This is a genomic window from Pseudomonas sp. GW822-FHT04H02, assembly GCF_058800645.1.
Genome location: NZ_JBXAMM010000004.1, coordinates 989,155 through 1,004,783, shown reverse-complemented (window position 1 = coordinate 1,004,783; position 15,629 = coordinate 989,155). Strand labels below are relative to the sequence as shown.

The 15,629-nt window shown below is 65.3% G+C and carries 13 protein-coding genes and 1 pseudogene; 7 read left to right on the top strand and 7 right to left on the bottom strand.

Annotation, left to right across the window (positions count from 1 at the left end):
* Entirely contained in the window at nucleotides 1–831 is an 831-nt protein-coding gene (locus AC1RMG_RS21830) for an AraC family transcriptional regulator (RefSeq protein ID WP_492575116.1), read from the bottom strand.
* Between the two features lie 275 nt (nucleotides 832–1,106).
* On the opposite strand from AC1RMG_RS21830, the gene AC1RMG_RS21825 reads away from it, so the two are divergent.
* Nucleotides 1,107–2,822 carry a 2-isopropylmalate synthase gene (locus tag AC1RMG_RS21825; protein WP_493170238.1) on the top strand — a complete coding sequence of 572 codons (1,716 nt, stop codon included), beginning with the start codon at nucleotides 1,107–1,109 and terminating at the stop codon, nucleotides 2,820–2,822.
* Nucleotides 2,823–3,209: 387 nt separating this feature from the next.
* Here AC1RMG_RS21825 and AC1RMG_RS21820 read toward each other — a convergent pair whose 3' ends face one another.
* The gene (locus tag AC1RMG_RS21820; RefSeq protein ID WP_019094095.1) at nucleotides 3,210–3,875 is read right to left on the bottom strand and encodes an HAD family hydrolase; all 666 of its coding nucleotides are present in this window, start codon (nucleotides 3,873–3,875) and stop codon (nucleotides 3,210–3,212) included.
* A gap of 101 nt (nucleotides 3,876–3,976) precedes the next feature.
* Nucleotides 3,977–5,632, bottom strand: coding sequence for a WG repeat-containing protein (locus AC1RMG_RS21815; RefSeq protein WP_041774387.1), 1,656 nt, complete (start codon nucleotides 5,630–5,632; stop codon nucleotides 3,977–3,979).
* A gap of 412 nt (nucleotides 5,633–6,044) precedes the next feature.
* Between AC1RMG_RS21815 and peaA the strand changes: the two genes are divergently transcribed.
* The 4 genes from peaA to peaD all read left to right on the top strand — a co-directional run bounded on the left by peaA (nucleotide 6,045) and on the right by peaD (nucleotide 10,605).
* On the top strand, nucleotides 6,045–7,625 hold the full coding sequence (gene peaA / locus AC1RMG_RS21810) for a quinohemoprotein amine dehydrogenase subunit alpha (RefSeq protein ID WP_493170235.1): 1,581 nt from the start codon (nucleotides 6,045–6,047) through the stop codon (nucleotides 7,623–7,625).
* Nucleotides 7,626–7,704: 79 nt separating this feature from the next.
* Nucleotides 7,705–9,138: a quinohemoprotein amine dehydrogenase maturation protein gene (peaB, locus tag AC1RMG_RS21805; protein WP_015636440.1), complete on the top strand. Its 1,434-nt coding sequence runs from the start codon at nucleotides 7,705–7,707 to the stop codon at nucleotides 9,136–9,138.
* Between the two features lies 1 nt (nucleotide 9,139).
* Nucleotides 9,140–9,463 (top strand): quinohemoprotein amine dehydrogenase subunit gamma, encoded by a 324-nt coding sequence (gene qhpC, locus AC1RMG_RS21800; RefSeq protein ID WP_011062399.1) that lies wholly within the window; start codon nucleotides 9,140–9,142, stop codon nucleotides 9,461–9,463.
* A 23-nt stretch (nucleotides 9,464–9,486) separates the two neighbouring features.
* Entirely contained in the window at nucleotides 9,487–10,605 is a 1,119-nt protein-coding gene (gene peaD, locus AC1RMG_RS21795) for a quinohemoprotein amine dehydrogenase subunit beta (protein ID WP_493170233.1), read from the top strand.
* A gap of 102 nt (nucleotides 10,606–10,707) precedes the next feature.
* Here the strand turns inward: peaD and AC1RMG_RS21790 are convergent, their stop codons facing one another.
* The 3 genes and pseudogenes from AC1RMG_RS21790 to AC1RMG_RS21780 form a co-directional block, all read right to left on the bottom strand.
* Complete coding sequence (locus tag AC1RMG_RS21790) at nucleotides 10,708–11,109, bottom strand: lysozyme inhibitor LprI family protein (RefSeq protein ID WP_169894098.1); 402 nt, start codon at nucleotides 11,107–11,109, stop codon at nucleotides 10,708–10,710.
* A gap of 37 nt (nucleotides 11,110–11,146) precedes the next feature.
* Entirely contained in the window at nucleotides 11,147–11,596 is a 450-nt protein-coding gene (locus AC1RMG_RS21785; protein ID WP_225368814.1) for a GFA family protein, read from the bottom strand.
* Nucleotides 11,570–12,469: pseudogene (locus tag AC1RMG_RS21780) on the bottom strand (ADP-ribosylglycohydrolase family protein); the annotation flags it as partial. The gene AC1RMG_RS21785 and the pseudogene AC1RMG_RS21780, both read right to left, overlap by 27 nt.
* A 133-nt stretch (nucleotides 12,470–12,602) precedes the next feature.
* Here AC1RMG_RS21780 and AC1RMG_RS21775 point away from each other — a divergent pair.
* Both AC1RMG_RS21775 and AC1RMG_RS21770 read left to right on the top strand, forming a co-directional pair.
* Complete coding sequence (locus AC1RMG_RS21775; RefSeq protein WP_011062395.1) at nucleotides 12,603–13,061, top strand: SRPBCC family protein; 459 nt, start codon at nucleotides 12,603–12,605, stop codon at nucleotides 13,059–13,061.
* Between the two features lie 78 nt (nucleotides 13,062–13,139).
* A complete protein-coding gene (locus AC1RMG_RS21770; RefSeq protein ID WP_011062394.1) occupies nucleotides 13,140–13,943 on the top strand; it encodes an aminoglycoside phosphotransferase family protein in 804 nt (267 codons plus the stop codon).
* Nucleotides 13,944–14,277: 334 nt separating this feature from the next.
* On the opposite strand, the gene AC1RMG_RS21765 is transcribed toward AC1RMG_RS21770, so the two are convergent.
* The gene (locus AC1RMG_RS21765; RefSeq protein ID WP_015636436.1) at nucleotides 14,278–15,603 is read right to left on the bottom strand and encodes an aminotransferase-like domain-containing protein; all 1,326 of its coding nucleotides are present in this window, start codon (nucleotides 15,601–15,603) and stop codon (nucleotides 14,278–14,280) included.
* Between the last annotated feature and the right edge of the window lie 26 nt (nucleotides 15,604–15,629).

The window sequence follows — 15,629 nt, the reverse complement described above, 5'->3', positions numbered from 1 at the left end:
TCAGCGGTAGAACTCCGAAGGCGGCGTGCCGAACTGGCGCTTGAAGGCGGCGGCGAAGGCGCTCTGGCTGTCGTAGCCGTGCTGCAGCGCCACTTGCACCACCGGCATGCCCTCGGCCAGGCACTCCAGGGACATCAGCAACCGCGCCTGCTGGCGCCAACGGCCAAAGGTGATGCCGGTGTGGCGCTGGAACTGGCGATGGAAGGTCTTGGCGCTCATGGCCAGGCAGTCGCCCCATTGTTCGGCGGTGCGGTTGTCCGAAGGATCGTCCGCCAGCGCCTGGCACACCCGCAGCATGCGCGGCTCATGGGGCCAGGGCAGGCTGAACGGCAGCACCGGCAGCGAGCGCATCTCATCGAGGATCAGGCGCATCAGGCGGCCGTCGCGGCTGTCCGGCGAATACTGCGTGCCGACCTGGGCGGCGGCCAGGATCAGCTCGCGCAGCAACGGCGAGACCTCGATCACGCAGTCATGCTCGGGCAGGCCGGCAATGGCATCGACATTGATGAACAGGCTGCGCATGCGCACCGCGCCGCGCATGCGTACCCGGTGCTCGACGCCGGCCTGCAACCACACCCCGCGGCTGGGCGGCACCACCCAGCGGCCGGACTCGGTGTCGATCACCAGCACGCCCTCGATGGCATAGGCCAGCTGCGAGCGTGGATGGCTGTGGGCAGGTATTTCATGGCCGTTGGGGTAATCCACGGCGATGCTGGTAACCGGCATGGACAGGCAGTCGATGGACGAGACAACAAGCAGATCGGACATGCAGCGCAGCGCCTCCGCCCCGGAAGGGATCATGGGGCGCTTATCATAGGCGAAAATGTCCATTTTGCGATAATCAAAGGGTGTTTAGCGCATTACATTCAGAAGATCGCTACCTAGACTACAGATCACTCCTTGCCCGCCGACGGTTGCAACCGCCCATGAACCCCCTGTTCCTGACCCTGCTACTAGCGCTACCCCTGCCTTACGGCCGGGGTCTGCCGGTGCTGCCAGGAACCTGGCACCCAGGCTGATCTCCCCCAGACTCCGGCCTCGAAGCGCTTTCCATGATGAAAGCAGGGGAGATCCATCGCGTTCTCCATTGTGCTTTCGAGGTCAGTATGCTCGCCCATCCCCATACCAAATATCGTGCCTTTGCTCCCGTGGACCTGGACTCGCGCCAGTGGCCGTCACGTACCATCACCCAGGCTCCGATCTGGCTGTCCACCGACCTGCGCGATGGCAACCAGGCGCTGTTCGAGCCGATGAACCGCGAGCGCAAGCTGCGCCTGTTCGAGGAACTGGTGCGCCTGGGCTTCAAGGAAATCGAAGTGGGATTCCCCGCCGCCTCGCGTACCGATTTCGAGGTGGTCCGCGAGCTTGTGGAGCAGCAGCGGATTCCCGCCGACGTCACCCCCATGGTGATGACCCAACTGCGCGAGGACCTGATCCGCGAAACCGTACGCAGTGTGCAGGGTGCGCGCCGGGTCATCGTCCACCTGTACAACGCCATCGCCCCGGTCTGGCGGCGCGTGGTGTTCGGGTTTTCGGTGGACGAGGTCGAGTCCCTGGTGGAGCGCCATGTCAGGCTGTTGCGCGAGTTGACCGACCAGCACCCGGAAACCGAATGGGTGTTGCAGTACTCCCCCGAAACCTTCTGCATGGCGGAGCTCGAGGTGTCCCTGCGCATGTGCAACACCGCGATCCGTACCTGGGACGCCGGCCCGGGGCGCCCGATCATCATCAACCTGCCGACCACCGTCGAGGTGGCCACCGCCAACGTCTTTGCCGACCAGATCGAATGGATGCACAAGCGCCTGGAGCGCCGCGACCAGGTCACGCTGTCAGTGCACCCCCACAACGACCGGGGCACCGGCGTGGCCTGTGCCGAACAGGCGTTGCTGGCGGGCGCCCAGCGGGTGGAGGGCTGCCTGTTCGGCAATGGCGAGCGCAGTGGCAACCTGGATCTGGTGACCCTGGCCCTGAATCTCTATACCCAGGGCATCAGCCCCGGGCTGGACTTCTCCGATATCGCGGCAGTGGCCCGGGTTGCCGAGGAATGCACGGCGCTGCCGATCCATCCGCGCCATCCCTATGTCGGCGACCTGGTGTTCACCGCCTTTTCCGGCTCGCACCAGGACGCCATCGCCAAGGGCTTTGCCGCCCAGGCGGCCGACGGTTTCTGGGAGGTGCCCTACCTGCCCATCGATCCGCAGGACCTGGGGCGGACCTACGACAGCATCGTGCGGGTCAACAGCCAGTCCGGCAAAGGCGGGATCGCTTTCCTGCTGCAGCGTGACCACGGCATCGTCATGCCCCGGCGCATGCAGATCGAGTTCAGCGCCATTGTGCAGAAGCTGGCTGATGCCAGTGACGCCGAGTTGAGCAGCGACGCTTTATGGGAGGTGTTCCAGCGCACCTATCTGGCGTGTGCAGAGGGCACGGCCGGCCTGCGGTATCTCGCTCATCGGTTGTTCGATGCCCCCGAGGGGCAGGGGATCGAGCTGCGGGTCGCCACCCCCGGGAACCAGGAGGCGTGCTTGCATGGCGTGGGCAACGGACCTGTCGCGGCGGCCCTGGCCGCCCTGGGCTTGCCGCTGCGCATCGACAGTTTTGAAGAGCGCAACCTGGGGGCGGGGGCCGATGCGCAGGCGCTGGCAATCGTCGAAGCGGTGTGGCCGGGCGTTGCCGGGTCACGTTTTGGCGCCGGCTGTCACGCCAATATCGTCACCGCGTCGGTGCAGGCCGTGATCAATGCCGCGGCGCGGTTTTATCCCGAGCAGGCGCCGGCATTCGTCCCCACCCAGGCATCGCTTGCGGAGCGGGCGGCTCCCTGAGTGACCCGCGCCAGCAGTCGGCGCCCCAGGGGCCGGCCGCTGGAGCCCGGGCAAAAAAAAGCCCGCTGTAGCGCGGGCCAAATGGGATTCGTTAAGGAGTGATTGGCAATATAGGGGCGGCGAGGTGAAAGCACCGTGAAAAAAAAGTCGTGCAGGGATAAACCTCCAGCATCTTTGCCCAAGTCGTAGGGTGTTTTCGGATATGTCCGATATTACTGCCCCTGGAGCCCGCGTATATTCCCTCCTGCTCGCCCAGCCAAAGGGGGTACTTCGGTCTGGATGCCACTGCCGAAGTGATGGGCGAGCACCTTTTTCCCTCCTGCCGTTTCTTTCTCCCTGGCTGTTTCCTTCCCGCTTGGCCTGGCCAATATCCTCATCCCATTCCCTTCAGGGCAGATCGAGCCGGCGCCGGATCTCGGCCCACAGTTGCGGGTCGTCGAAGTCGTTGATCACGCGGTGGGCGCCGGCATCCAGCAGGGTTTGCGGGCGCTGGCTGGTGGCCAGGCCGAACGTGCAGATCCCGGCTTTTACCGCGGCTGTCAGCCCGGGTACCGAGTCTTCGAAGGCCAGGGCCTGGTCGGCGGTGGCCTGCAGGCATTCCAGGCCGCTCAAGTAGGGCAGGGGATCGGGCTTGGCCCGAGGCAACTCCTCGGCCACCAGCACCGTCTGGAAGCGCTGTCGCAGGCCCAGCACCTCGAGCATGTGCTCGGCATTGGCCCGGGGCGCGTTGGTGACCACGCACACGCCGATGCCGTGCTCCTGGGCAAAATCCAGCAGGCGCAGCAGGCCGGGCATGGGCATCAGTTGCGGGGAGAGTTGGCGAAAGCGCACTTCCTTGCGCTCGGCAAAGGCTTCATGTTCCGCCACGCTGCGCTCGGGGAACAGGTAGCGGCACATGTTGGCATTGGCCTGGCCGCTGACATGGGCTTCGAATTCTTCCTGGGTGAAGGTCCGGCCCTCCTCTTCCAGCAGCAGTTGCTGCAGGGCCAGCAGGTGCAGGGCGTCGGTGTCGGTCAGGGTGCCATCAAGGTCGAAGAGCAGAGCATTGAGCATGGGACAGTTCCTGTCGGGCCCCATCCGGGCCGGTTGGCTGAATCGATCAAGCCCGCATCCTAGCAGGCTTGATCCCAACCGTGACCGGTTCGCTCGGGGCCTCAGCCCTGTGCGTTGTCGCCTTCGCCCTGGTCTTCCACTTCGTCAGGCTGCGGGCAGTAGTCCTGGGGGTTGGCCGGCCACAGCACCTGGTCATGGCCGTCGTGCACCTGTTCGGCGCCGCAATCGACCTGGCTGACCTGGAAGCTCGGAGTGCCGTCCAGGCGATACAGGGCCTTGAGGCTGCGGGACTGATCGTCGCCCATGCCTTCCACGGCATAGCCGAAGATGGCGCCGCGGGTTTCGTCCACCACCAGTTCCTGCCACTTGCCGGGGATCAGCCGCTTGCCCTTGAGGTCGTACAGCGCCGAGGTGGCCAGGGCCGAGGTGTCGTCGGTGGCCAGCAGGTAGTGGCCGCTGTTGTCCAGGTGGATGTCGACGTACTGGCCCGGCTCCAGCAGCACCTTGCCGCTGGCGTCCATCAGGCCCACGGTACGCACCTGGGTGGCCTGGCCGAACAGGGTGGCCTGCTTGGTCGGGCTGTTGGCGGTGCTGAAGACGAACAGGTCGGCATTGATCGCGCCGATCTGGGCGTAGGTGGGCTTGAACAGCTCGACGCCCTTGTCCACATCGAAGATACCGAAGGTGGCGCTGAACACGTTCTGCAGCACCGCGACCTGGTTCAGCCCCGGTACCTGCCGGAACATTCCCAGGGGGCTGAAGCCGGCCGGGTCCGCCGAGTCGTAGACCGGCTGCACCTTCCATTGGCCCTGGCGGTCGATCAGCCCGGCCTTGCCGGAGCTGCCGTCGGCGTTCTTGGCGGTGACCAGCGCGCCCTGCTTGCCGAATACCTGGCAGGTACCGAACTGGGCCTGGATCACGGTCTTGCCCTGGAAATCCATGTAGCCGCAGGGGCTGTCGTATTTTTCCCGGAAGGCCACCAGGCCGTCACCCGGTTCGCCCATCCAGTTGTAGGTGGCGGCGCTGATCAACTGGGCCTGGGCATCGGCCAGGGCCTTGCCCTGTTCGGTGCTGACCACCAGATGCTGGTTGGCAAAGTAGTCGATGCTGTCGAAGTCGATCTTCTTCTGCTCGCCGGTCTTGAGGTTCAGCGCCCACTTGTCGTTGCCGCGTTCGGCGATCATCCACCAGCCGCGCTTGGCGAAGTCATCGCGGACCATGCTGCTGTCATACAGGGCTTCGGTCACCACCTCGCCCTTGGCACTGAGAATGCCGCGCTTGCCGCCGATCTCGTAGACGATGAAGTCGTCGTTGCCGCCCACGTACAGATCGTCGAAGCGCGGTGGCTGAATCTGTTTGCCGCTCTGGTCGATGATGCCCAGCTTGCCGTCCTGGCCGAAGCCGAAGTAGCCCGGGGTCAGCAGCCGCAGGTCATCGGTGAAGGCGGCCTTGAGGGTCTGCTTGCCATCGGCGCTGCTGAGGTTCCAGGTACCGTCCTTGGCGAACAGGAAGGTCTTGTCCAGGGGCAGGGCGACCACGGCGTCGTAGTCGTTGTCGGCGCTGACCAGCACCTTGCCGTCCTGGTCCAGAACCGCGCATTCGCCATTGGCGCAGATCGGCATGACCATGGCCGCCGGCGCGGGGGCCGCAGCGACGGCTGCAGTCTTGGGACTGGTTTCTTCCTTGCATCCGACCAGGGTCAGGGCAGACAACGAGAGGATCAGCGAGCCGAGACGGGCACAGGCGCTTCTATCCATGAACTTCAGGTTCCTTGTAAGAGGGGAGGTGCGGCACACCCCATGGGACGGGGCAGGCAAAGCGGGGGTGATTCTGCGGCGCCGCCGGATAAATGCAAGATCCAATTGCAAAGAAAACCAGCGGTACAGCCTCGTCGCCGGCCTTGAGAGCTGTTCTGGCGCTGGCTAATCGCTGTCTCAGACTGAGACGTTTGTCTCGAAATTGAACGTCGGGTAACACCCGCAAGCCCGCCAGGGACCGGCGTCTTCGCCCAAGTCGTTGATTCCGGGTTCTTTTATAAGCTGGCACGCTCCGTGTATTGCATATCAGCAGACGTTTCTCTTGCCTCCATGACCGGGCGTGCCGGGCATGGCAGAAACCATAAAAACGACTCGCTAAAAATAAGAAAGCACCGTGGGAGGTTTGACGTTGATGAAGAGAAGACTGCGCCTGAGGCTCAGTGCCAGCCTGCTGGCCATTGCCACCTGTACCGCCTTGCATGCCCCTTCGAGTTTCGCCGCGCGGGATGCGCAGAGCATCCTCAAGGAAACCTGCCAGGGTTGCCACACCCCCGAGGCCGGGGAAGCCCTGAGCCGCATCAGCCACCAGCGCAAGACCCCGGAAGGCTGGCTGATGAGCATTGCCCGCATGCAGACCATGCACGGGCTGCAAATCAGCGATGACGACCGCCGCACCCTGGTCAAGTACCTGGCCGATACCCAGGGCCTGGCGCCCAGCGAGACCGACGGCGTGCGCTACGCCCTGGAGCGACGGCTGAACACCGTCGAGCATTTCGACGAACAGACCACCCAGATGTGCGCCCGTTGCCACTCCGGCGCGCGGATCGCCCTGCAACGCCGGCCGGCCCAGGAATGGGAGCGGCTGGTGAATTTCCACCTTGGGCAATGGCCATCCCTGGAGTACCAGGCGCTGTCCCGGGACCGGGAATGGCTGCCCACTGCCCTCAAGGAAATGGTGCCGCTGCTGGCCAAGCGTTATCCCCTCGACAATCCCGCCTGGACAGCCTGGCAACAGGCCCGCCCGCAAGCGGCGGCGCTGGCGGGGGACTGGAGCTTCAGCGGCCACCTGCCGGGCAAGGGCGAACTGGCCGGGGTGATGAGCGTCAGCGCCGGGGAAGGCGATCAGTTCAAGCTCAGCGTCAAGGGCCAGTACGCCGATGGCAGCCCGTTCAATGGCGAGGGCAGCGCGATCCTCTACAACGGTTATGAATGGCGCGGCAATGTCACCGTGGATGGCGTGGTCATGCGCCAGGTGCTGGCGGCCCAGGGCAATGCACTGCAAGGGCGGATGTTCGAGGCCGAGCACGACGAGCGCGGCCTGGACTTCATCGCCGCCCGCCAAGGCAGCCAGCGGTTGCTGGCGGTGCAGCCGGGTTACCTGAAGGCCGGTGAGGAGGCCGAGGTGACCCTGGTGGGCGCGGGCCTTGTGGGCACTCCGAGCTTCGGCAAAGGGGTGGAGGTCGTGCAGGTGCTGGAGCAGAGCCCCGAACGCATCCGCGTCAGCCTCAAGGCGGCGGCCAGCGCCCAGCCGGGGCTGCGGGAGGTCAGCGTCGGCAGCCTCAAGGGCGCGACGCTGGCGGTGTACCAGCGCATCGCCGAGGTCAGGGTGGTGCCGGCATTTGCCGTGGCGCGGATCGGTGACGGCGGCGGTTCGACGCCCAAGGTCCAGGGCCGCTTCGATGCCGAAGCCTGGGGCAAGGGGGCCGACGGCAAGGCCTACCGCATCGGCGTGATGCCGGCGCAGTGGAAGGTCGAGGCCTTCGACGCCCAGGCGGCCAAGGATGAAGACGTCAAGTACGCCGGCAGCATGCAGGCCGACAGCGGCGTGTTCACCCCGGGGGATGCCGGGCCCAACCCGCTGCGCAAGATGTCCACCAACAACGCCGGCAACCTCAAGGTGATCGCTGCGGTGGAGGAGGGGGGCAAGGCCCTGACCGGTGAAGGCCAGCTGATCGTCACCGTGCAACGCTGGAACAATCCACCCATTCCCTGAGGGGCGTCGAGCGATACCGACAGACACTTTCAGGCAATGACCGCAGGCCCCGAACGCGGGGCAGGCACAGGAGGTTGTAATGGGCGCAATTCTGAATCTGGTGGAGCGCAACCTGCATGAAGTGCAGGTGGACGCCAACCGCATGCTGTTCCATATCCCCAGCAGTTCGCTGTTTGCCAGCGATGCCTTGACCGGCAGCATCATCGATGCGCTGCGCGGCCCGGGCTGTACCCCGGAAGACTTGATCCAGCGTCTGGCCGGCGCCTATGACGGTGCCGACGTCAGCGACACCCTGCGCGAGCTGATGGCCCTGGAACTGGTCAGCGACGGCTCGCCCCTGACCCCGGAAATCGGCGTCAAACGGGTCGAACGCACGGCGATCAATACCGTGGTGCTCAACGTCAATACCGGCTGCAACCTGAGCTGCACCTACTGCTACAAGGAAGACCTGGACAAGCCCTCGGCGGGCAAGAAGATGGGCCTGGACACGGCCATTGCCTCGGTGGAAATGCTGCTCCAGGAGTCCCCGGACGAGGAGCGCTACACCGTGGTGTTCTTCGGCGGCGAACCCTTGAGCAACCGGCCGCTGATCGAGGCCATGGTGGACTACTGCGAACAGCGCTTTGCCGCGGCCGGCAAGTTCGTCGAGTTCGTCATGACCACCAACGCCACCCTGCTCACCGAAGAGGTGGTGGACTACCTCAACGCCCACCGCTTCGGGCTTTCGGTGAGCATCGACGGGCCCAAGACCGTGCACGACCGCAACCGCATCACCGTGGGCGGGCAGGGCACCTATGACGTGGTGCGGCGCAAGGCGCAGATGCTTCTGGAACGCTACGACAGCCGGCCGGTGGGGGCGCGGGTGACCCTGACCACCGGGGTCACCGACCTTGAGACCATCTGGGATCACCTGTTCAACGAGCTGGGGTTTGCCGAAGTGGGGTTCGCCCCGGTGACCTCGGGGGACATCAGCAGCTTCAACCTCAGCAGCGAGGAGCTGATCGAAGTCTTCGCCAGCATGAAGCGCCTGGGCCGGCGTTACCTGGCGGCGGCACTGGAGCACCGCAATATCGGCTTCTCCAACCTGCACCAGCTGATCACCGATATCCACGAGGGCCACAAGAAGGCGCTGCCCTGCGGCGCCGGGCTGAAGATGCTGGCGGTGGACCACAAGGGCGAGCTGAACCTGTGCCACCGCTTCACCGGCTCATCCCTGCCGACCTTCGGCAATGTGCATGACGGTGGGGTCAAGCAGATGGAGCTCAATGACTTCCTGTCCCAGCGCCTGGACCGCACCAACACCGGCTGCGACAGCTGCCGCATCCGCAACCTGTGTTCCGGCGGCTGCTACCACGAGAGCTATGCCCGCTACGGCGACCCGGCGCATCCGACTTATCACTATTGCGAACTGATGCGTGACTGGGTGGATTTCGGCATCGAAGTCTACAGCCGGATCATGGCGCACAACCCTGCGTTCATCAGCAGCTACATCACTCCGCGCAAGGCTCACTGACATGAAACATCTCAAGCCGATCAACAACAAAGCTCAGAAACTGACCGAGGCCGCGGCCCAGGACCGTATCGAAGAAGTGCTGGCGATGAACTCCGTGGCCGGCTGCGCCTCGACCACCGACCCGGGCTGGGAAATCGATGCCTTTGGCGGCGTCTCGTCGCTGTGCCAGCCGATGGAGGCCGACCTCTACGGCTGCTCCGACCCTTGCTGGTGGCCGGCCCAGGTGCCGGACATGATGAGCACCTACCCCGACTGGAACAAGGACGCCCAGGCCTCCAACGACAACTGGCGCAACCTCGGCACCGTCTTCCCCAAAGACAAGTAACCGGACAGCACAAGGATTCCAGCATGCGAGCTATCACAGTGTGCGGCCTGGCCGCCGGCGCGGTTCTCAGCGCCTGTTCTTTCACCGCCCTGGCCGACGAGGGCCTGGCCCTCAACAGCGGTCACGAGTACATGGTGACCACCAATTACCCGAACAACCTGCACGTTCTCGATCTGGCCACCGACAGCCTGTACAAGACCTGCAAGATGCCCGACGCCTTCGGCCCCGGCACCGTGCAACTGTCGCCGGACCGCAAGATCGCCTACGTGCTGAACAACCACTATGCGGATGTCTACGGCGTCGAGCTCGACAGCTGCAAGCAGGTGTTCCACGCCAGCATCACCCAGCATCCGGGGGAGAAGGCGCGCTCGATGTTCGCCTTCACCGTCAGCCACGACGGCAAGGAGCTGTACACCGTGGCCAACCCGACCCTGTTGCTCAATGACCGCTATGAGGTCAAGGCGCCGCGGCTGGATGTCTACGCCACCGATGCCGGGCTCGACGCCAAGCCGCTGCGCAGTTTCCCCGCGCCGCGCCAGCTGACCATCATGCAGAGCGGCGACGACGGCACCCTGTATGTGGCCGGGCCGGACCTGTACAAGGTCGACGTCAAGACCGGCAAATTCGAGGTACTGATCCCCAGCCGCCACTGGAAACGCCCCAACTACAGCGCGCCGGACGTGCTCTACGTGTGGAACCAGCAGACCTTCCGCCATGACTTCTCGCTGCTCTACACCGCGGCGAAGTTCAAGGACAAGAAGCAGGACCCGGCTACCGCCGAGCCGCTGTACGGGCTGTTCAGCGTCGATCTTGCGACCGGCAAGACCGAGACCACCGACTTCGGCCCGCTGACCGAGATCTACTTCAGCGGCATGCGCTCGCCCACGGACCCCAACCTGATGTTCGGCGTGCTCAACCGCCTGGCCAAGTACGACATCAAGCAGAAGAAACTGCTCCAGGCCGCGACCCTGGAACACTCCTACTACTGCATCTCGTTCAACCGGGCCGGGACCAAGATCTACCTGGCGGGGACCTTCAACGACGTGGCGATCTTCGATGTCCAGAGCATGAAGCAGATCGGCAAGATCACCCTGCCGGGCGGCGACATGGCCATCACCACGGCGCAGATCTTCGTCCGCTGACCCCGCCGCCAGCCACCGGCTCCTATAGGAGCCGGCTTGCCGGCGAACAGGCCGGCAAGCCGTGCAGGGCCCTCGCCGACGCCTTCGCGGGCAAGCCCGCTCCTACCGTGCGGGGACCGGGCAGCTCAAGTCGCCTTCCTTGCACTGCAGGTACTGTTTGAAACTCTCCACGCGGGTCTTGGTCAAGGCCGTGATGCAGTTGCTGTAGGCCACCGGATACAGGCTGCCACCTTCCACGCCCGAGGTGGAAAAACTGCACTCGGCATCGCGGAACGCCACCCAGGCGCGCTGGGCGCTGACCAGCAGCTTTTTGCTGTGTGGCTGGTCTTTCAGGCGCTGGTTGATCTGTTGGTAAAGGGCGTTCAGCTCCTTGTCCGCGGCCTTGTGCTGGACGTTGGCGCACAGGCTCATATCGGTCTGGGTGGTGTTGTTGCACTCATAGGCCTGGGCCAGTGGAGCAAGCAGCAGCAGCGGCGCAAGGGCCAGCAACAGGATCGGACGCATGGAAAGTCTCGCAATCGGTCAATGAGGAAGAAACAGTCTAGCCGCGGCTGGGTTGCCACTCGGGCCAGCGTTGCAGCGCTTCGTCGGCCAGCCAGGGCACATCGTGGGAGGTCCAGATATGCACCTGTGGCGTCTGCCCCGGATCATCGTCCAGGGTCGCCACCCGCAGGATCACGTGGGGCTGCCCCGGGCGCTCCGCCAGCAGGTGAGAACCGCAGACCGAGCAGAAGTGCCGCAGCTTGCCCGGGGACGATTCGTAGGTGCTCAGGCGTTCCTGGCCCTGGGTCCACTGGAAGTGTTCGCGCATGACTCCGGCGGTCGAGGCAAAGGCCGCGGCGTGGGCCTTGCGGCAGGTCTGGCAATGGCAGTGGCCGATGGGCATGTCCAGGCGGTCGACCCGGTATTGCACCGCCTTGCACAGGCAACTGCCATGCAGCGGCCGGGCAGGCGCGCGACGCCGGGCGGCGGCCAGCAGGTCGTCGGCCATGGCCTGGATCTCCTCGCCCATGTGCAGCTTGGCCAGCCAGTGCGGCGGTATGCCCTGGGCCCCGTAGAAGGCTCCGGCCAACTGGCCGACGATGGCGGCGGTGGTGTCGGCGTCGTCCCCCAGGTTGGCGGCGGCCAGCACTGCTTCGGCATAGCTGTCGCTGTGCTGGAAGCACCAGAGCGCGGCCTCCAGGGAGTCGACGCAATAGCCGTTGCCGCGAATCTGGTCGCGGGTTTTATCCAGGTAATTGCCCTGGGCCAGGGCCGCGACCTTGCTCTCGCGAAAGCCCTGGGCGTCGAGCCGTTGCAGTTGCTGCTTGCTGGCACCGTCCAGGGCCTTGGCGATCAGCCCGGCCAACAGCTGGCAGCATTCGATGGCTTCGGCGGCGCCGTGGGTGGTACGCGAACTGGCCCCGGCAAACTCGCGGACCTGGGCCAGGTCGGGGTAATGGAACAGCACCACCGGCGCCAGGCGCATCAGCGAGCCATTGCCGGCGGTCTGCGGGTCGCTGGAGCCCGCCAAGGGCTGGCCGTGTTCCTGATAGTCGGCCAGGGCCTGGCGCACCGTCATGCCGATATCGAAGCATTCGCCGGTGGCGCTCAGGTAGCCCCATTGCCACCAGTTGAGGTAGCGGCCCATCTGGTCGGCGGGGTCGAAACCGTCCTTGCGCAACAGGCTTTCCCCCAGGCACAGGGCCATGGAGGTGTCGTCGGTCCATTGTCCGGCCTTGAGGTTGAACGGGCCGCCGCCCAAGAGATCGGTGACCGGGGGGAAACTGCCCCGTGGCTTGAATTCCACACTGGTGCCCAGGGCATCGCCACAGGCCAGGCCCAGCAGGCTGCCACGGTAACGGTCGGTGAGGGTGAGGGGCATGGCAGGTCCTTTGCAGAGGTATTGGCGCCGGCGACAGTAGCATTTTTCGTTCTGGGTAATCAGTGGGTCCTTCGGCCAGATAAAGGTTGCGCTCGATTCAGAGAGGTCTAGTGTTCATCACTGGAGGTGGCCCATGAATTCTTCAGATCGCATCGAACGCAAGATCCTGCTCAAGGCCGACCCGGCCCAGGTCTGGCAGGCGCTGAGCGAGGCCGAACGCTTCGGCCGCTGGTTTGGCGTGGCCCTGGCCGGCCAGCAGTTCATACCCGGCCAGCGGGCCCGGGGCGCGGTGACTTACCCAGGCTATGAGCACCTGACCTGGGATGTCCTGGTGGAGCAGATGCTGCCCCAGGAGCTGTTCTCCTTCCGCTGGCACCCCTACGCCATCGATCCCGCTCAGGACTATTCGGCAGAGCCCAGCACCCTGGTCCGGTTCGAACTGGAAGAGCACGCCGGTGGTACCTTGCTGCGGGTTACCGAGTCGGGCTTCGACGGCATTCCCGCCGAGCGCCGGCTCAAGGCCTTTCGCATGAACAGCCGGGGCTGGGACGAGCAGATGAGCAATATCGAGAACTACCTGCAGCAGGGTTGAAACAGGCAGTTGCAAGCGGCACGTTGCAGAGCCAGGCCTGTCGCCTGAAACTGGCCGCTTCCCGTCTGGAGCAGCCCCTTGTTCGAAACCTATATGAAACGCTGGCGCCTGACGCCCGATGGCGATCCCATCGTCACCCCGGGCAGCCGCCTGTTGCCGGTGCGTCTGCAAGACGGTGCGCCGGCCATGTTGAAGATTGCCCTGGATGAACACGAGCAGGCCGGCAACCGGCTGATGGCCTGGTGGGCCGGGGAGGGGGCGGCGCGGGTTCATGCCCAGCAAGGCGATGCCCTGCTGATGGAGCGCGCCATGGGCAAGGGTTCGCTGATGCGCATGGCCCTGGCGGGCCAGCACGATGAGGTCAGCCATATCGTCTGCGCCACCCTGCAACAGTTGCACCGGCCACGGGCACAACCGCGGCCGCCGCTGGTGTCGCTGGATCGCTGGTTTGCCGACCTGCGCGAGGCGGCGCCGCAGCAGGGCGGGTTGTTCCTGCGCTGCCTGGCCGAAGCCGAGCACCTGTTGGCCACGCCCCGGGAACCGGTGGTGCTGCATGGCGATATACACCACGACAATGTGCTGGACTTCGCCGAGCGCGGCTGGCGGGTGATCGACCCCAAGCGGGTCCATGGCGAGCGCACCTTCGATTTCGCCAACCTGATCTGCAACCCGGACCTGCCCAGCGCCACCGACCCTGTGCGCTTTGCCCGCCAGGTGCAGGTGATTGCCCGGGCGGCGCAACTGGAGCCGCGCCGGCTGGTGCAGTGGGTGCTGGCCTTCAGTGGTTTGTCCGCTGCCTGGTTTCTCCAGGACGATCATCAGCCCGGGGCGCAGCACCAGCTCAAGCTCGCGGCTTTGGCCGCCCAGGCACTGGAGGGGTGAACTAGGGGTTTGCGTAAGTGCGGCATAGCGAATTTCCTACACGCGCTGTAATTCAATGCGCCTTCTGCGCACCGGGCTTTGTGTTTAATCTTCTTTCCCACAACTGCAGCGCAGGAAGCGCTCAGGATCAGGGAAGGTCGACCATTAGCACGGATGCTGCAGACAGGAAGTCATGATGGTCTTGGAAAAAACCCGCTTCGGCGGGTTTTTTTTCGTCCGGCATTTCGTGCCTGCAGCCTGGGTGCGGTGGCCGCTTTGATACTTCACGCAGTGGAACATGAACGTGGCAGGTTCTTTTCAGCCCGACGCTAAGCGCGGGCTTCTGCAGGTGTGCTTAGCGGGTGATTTCGTTGCGGACCTTTTCCAGAGCCTGCTCCAGCAGCGGCAGGCCGATGGAGCCCAGGGCCAGGCGCAACGCCTGGGGCACATGGGCGGTGGTGGCGAAGGGCTCGGCCGAGGTCACCGTTACCCCCTGATGTTCCAGGGCCGCCACCACGGCATCGGCCCGCCGTCCTTCCGGCAGTTTCAGCCAGAGAAAATACGATGAGCCATAGGCCTGGTAATCGCAGCCCTTGAGCACCCTCCGGGCCAGTTGCTGGCGGCTGCGGGCATCGTTGCGCTTCTGTTCTTCCAGGCTGTCCACCAGCCCCGACTCGATCCAGCGGCAGCCCAGGGTCACGGTCAGCGACGGGGTGCTCCAGGTGGACACGCGGATCGCCCGTTCCAGGGCCGGGATCATCTCCAGGGGCGCGACGATAAACCCCAGGCGCAAGCCCGAGGCGACGCTTTTCGACAGCCCGGAAATATACAGCGTGCGCTCCGGGGCCAGGGTCTGCAGCGGCGGCGGGGCCGGTTCGGCGAGGAAGGCGTAGGCGCCGTCCTCGATCAGCAGCAGGTCATGCTCGCGGGCCAGTTGCGCCAGGCGCCGGCGTTCGGCCAGGGGCATCACCGTGCCCAGGGGGTTGTGCAGGGTCGGCATGCAGTACAGCGCCCGCACCGGGCGCCGGCGGCACAGGGCCTGCAGGGCGTCGAGGTCCATCTGGCCGTTGTGCTGGGGCAGCGCTTCGAGGTCCAGGCGATGGACCTGGGCCAGGGTCTTGAGGCCGGGGTAGGTCAGGGCGTCCACTGCCAGGATGTCCCCGGGCTGGAGTAGCGCCAACAGGCTCACCGCCAGCCCCTGCTGGGCGCCGTTGACGATCAGCACCTGCTCGGCGGCGACGCGGATCTCGCGGTTGCGCAGGTGCCGCGCCGCGGTCTGGCGTTCATGGGGGCGGCCGCCCTGGGGCGCGGAATGCAGCAGGGCATCCAGGTCGCCGGAGGCGGCTATCGCCCGCAGCCCCTCGCGCAGGCTTTCCGCCTGGCCGGGCAGGGACGGGTAGTTGAACGCCAGGTCCACCGAGGCGGCGCTGGCCGGGTGCTGTTCCAGGCCCATGCCCCGGGGCAGGCTGGTGTCGCGGACAAAGGTACCGCGCCCGGGCTCGCCCACCACCAGGCCGATGGCTTCCAGCTCGTGATACACCCGCAGCGCCGTGGCCAGCGCCACCTGCTCGCTGGCCATCAGCGCCCGCACCGTCGGTAGCTGAGTGCCTGGGCACAGCTGGCCGGCGCGGATGCGCTGGGCGAAGTGATCGACGATGGTTTTGTAGCGGGTACGGCGCATGCTCGGCCACCTTGTGTATCTAGAAC

Coding starts and splice junctions, on each gene's coding strand:
- AC1RMG_RS21820 (WP_019094095.1), bottom strand. CDS start 3,875: ATGCTCAATGCTCTGCTCTTCGACCTTGATGGCACCCTGACCGACACC.
- AC1RMG_RS21765 (WP_015636436.1), bottom strand. CDS start 15,603: ATGCGCCGTACCCGCTACAAAACCATCGTCGATCACTTCGCCCAGCGC.
- AC1RMG_RS21830 (WP_492575116.1), bottom strand. CDS start 831: ATGGACATTTTCGCCTATGATAAGCGCCCCATGATCCCTTCCGGGGCG.
- AC1RMG_RS21775 (WP_011062395.1), top strand. CDS start 12,603: ATGAATTCTTCAGATCGCATCGAACGCAAGATCCTGCTCAAGGCCGAC.
- peaB (WP_015636440.1), top strand. CDS start 7,705: ATGGGCGCAATTCTGAATCTGGTGGAGCGCAACCTGCATGAAGTGCAG.
- peaA (WP_493170235.1), top strand. CDS start 6,045: ATGAAGAGAAGACTGCGCCTGAGGCTCAGTGCCAGCCTGCTGGCCATT.
- peaD (WP_493170233.1), top strand. CDS start 9,487: ATGCGAGCTATCACAGTGTGCGGCCTGGCCGCCGGCGCGGTTCTCAGC.
- AC1RMG_RS21815 (WP_041774387.1), bottom strand. CDS start 5,632: ATGGATAGAAGCGCCTGTGCCCGTCTCGGCTCGCTGATCCTCTCGTTG.
- AC1RMG_RS21825 (WP_493170238.1), top strand. CDS start 1,107: ATGCTCGCCCATCCCCATACCAAATATCGTGCCTTTGCTCCCGTGGAC.
- AC1RMG_RS21785 (WP_225368814.1), bottom strand. CDS start 11,596: ATGGCCGACGACCTGCTGGCCGCCGCCCGGCGTCGCGCGCCTGCCCGG.
- AC1RMG_RS21790 (WP_169894098.1), bottom strand. CDS start 11,109: ATGCGTCCGATCCTGTTGCTGGCCCTTGCGCCGCTGCTGCTGCTTGCT.
- qhpC (WP_011062399.1), top strand. CDS start 9,140: ATGAAACATCTCAAGCCGATCAACAACAAAGCTCAGAAACTGACCGAG.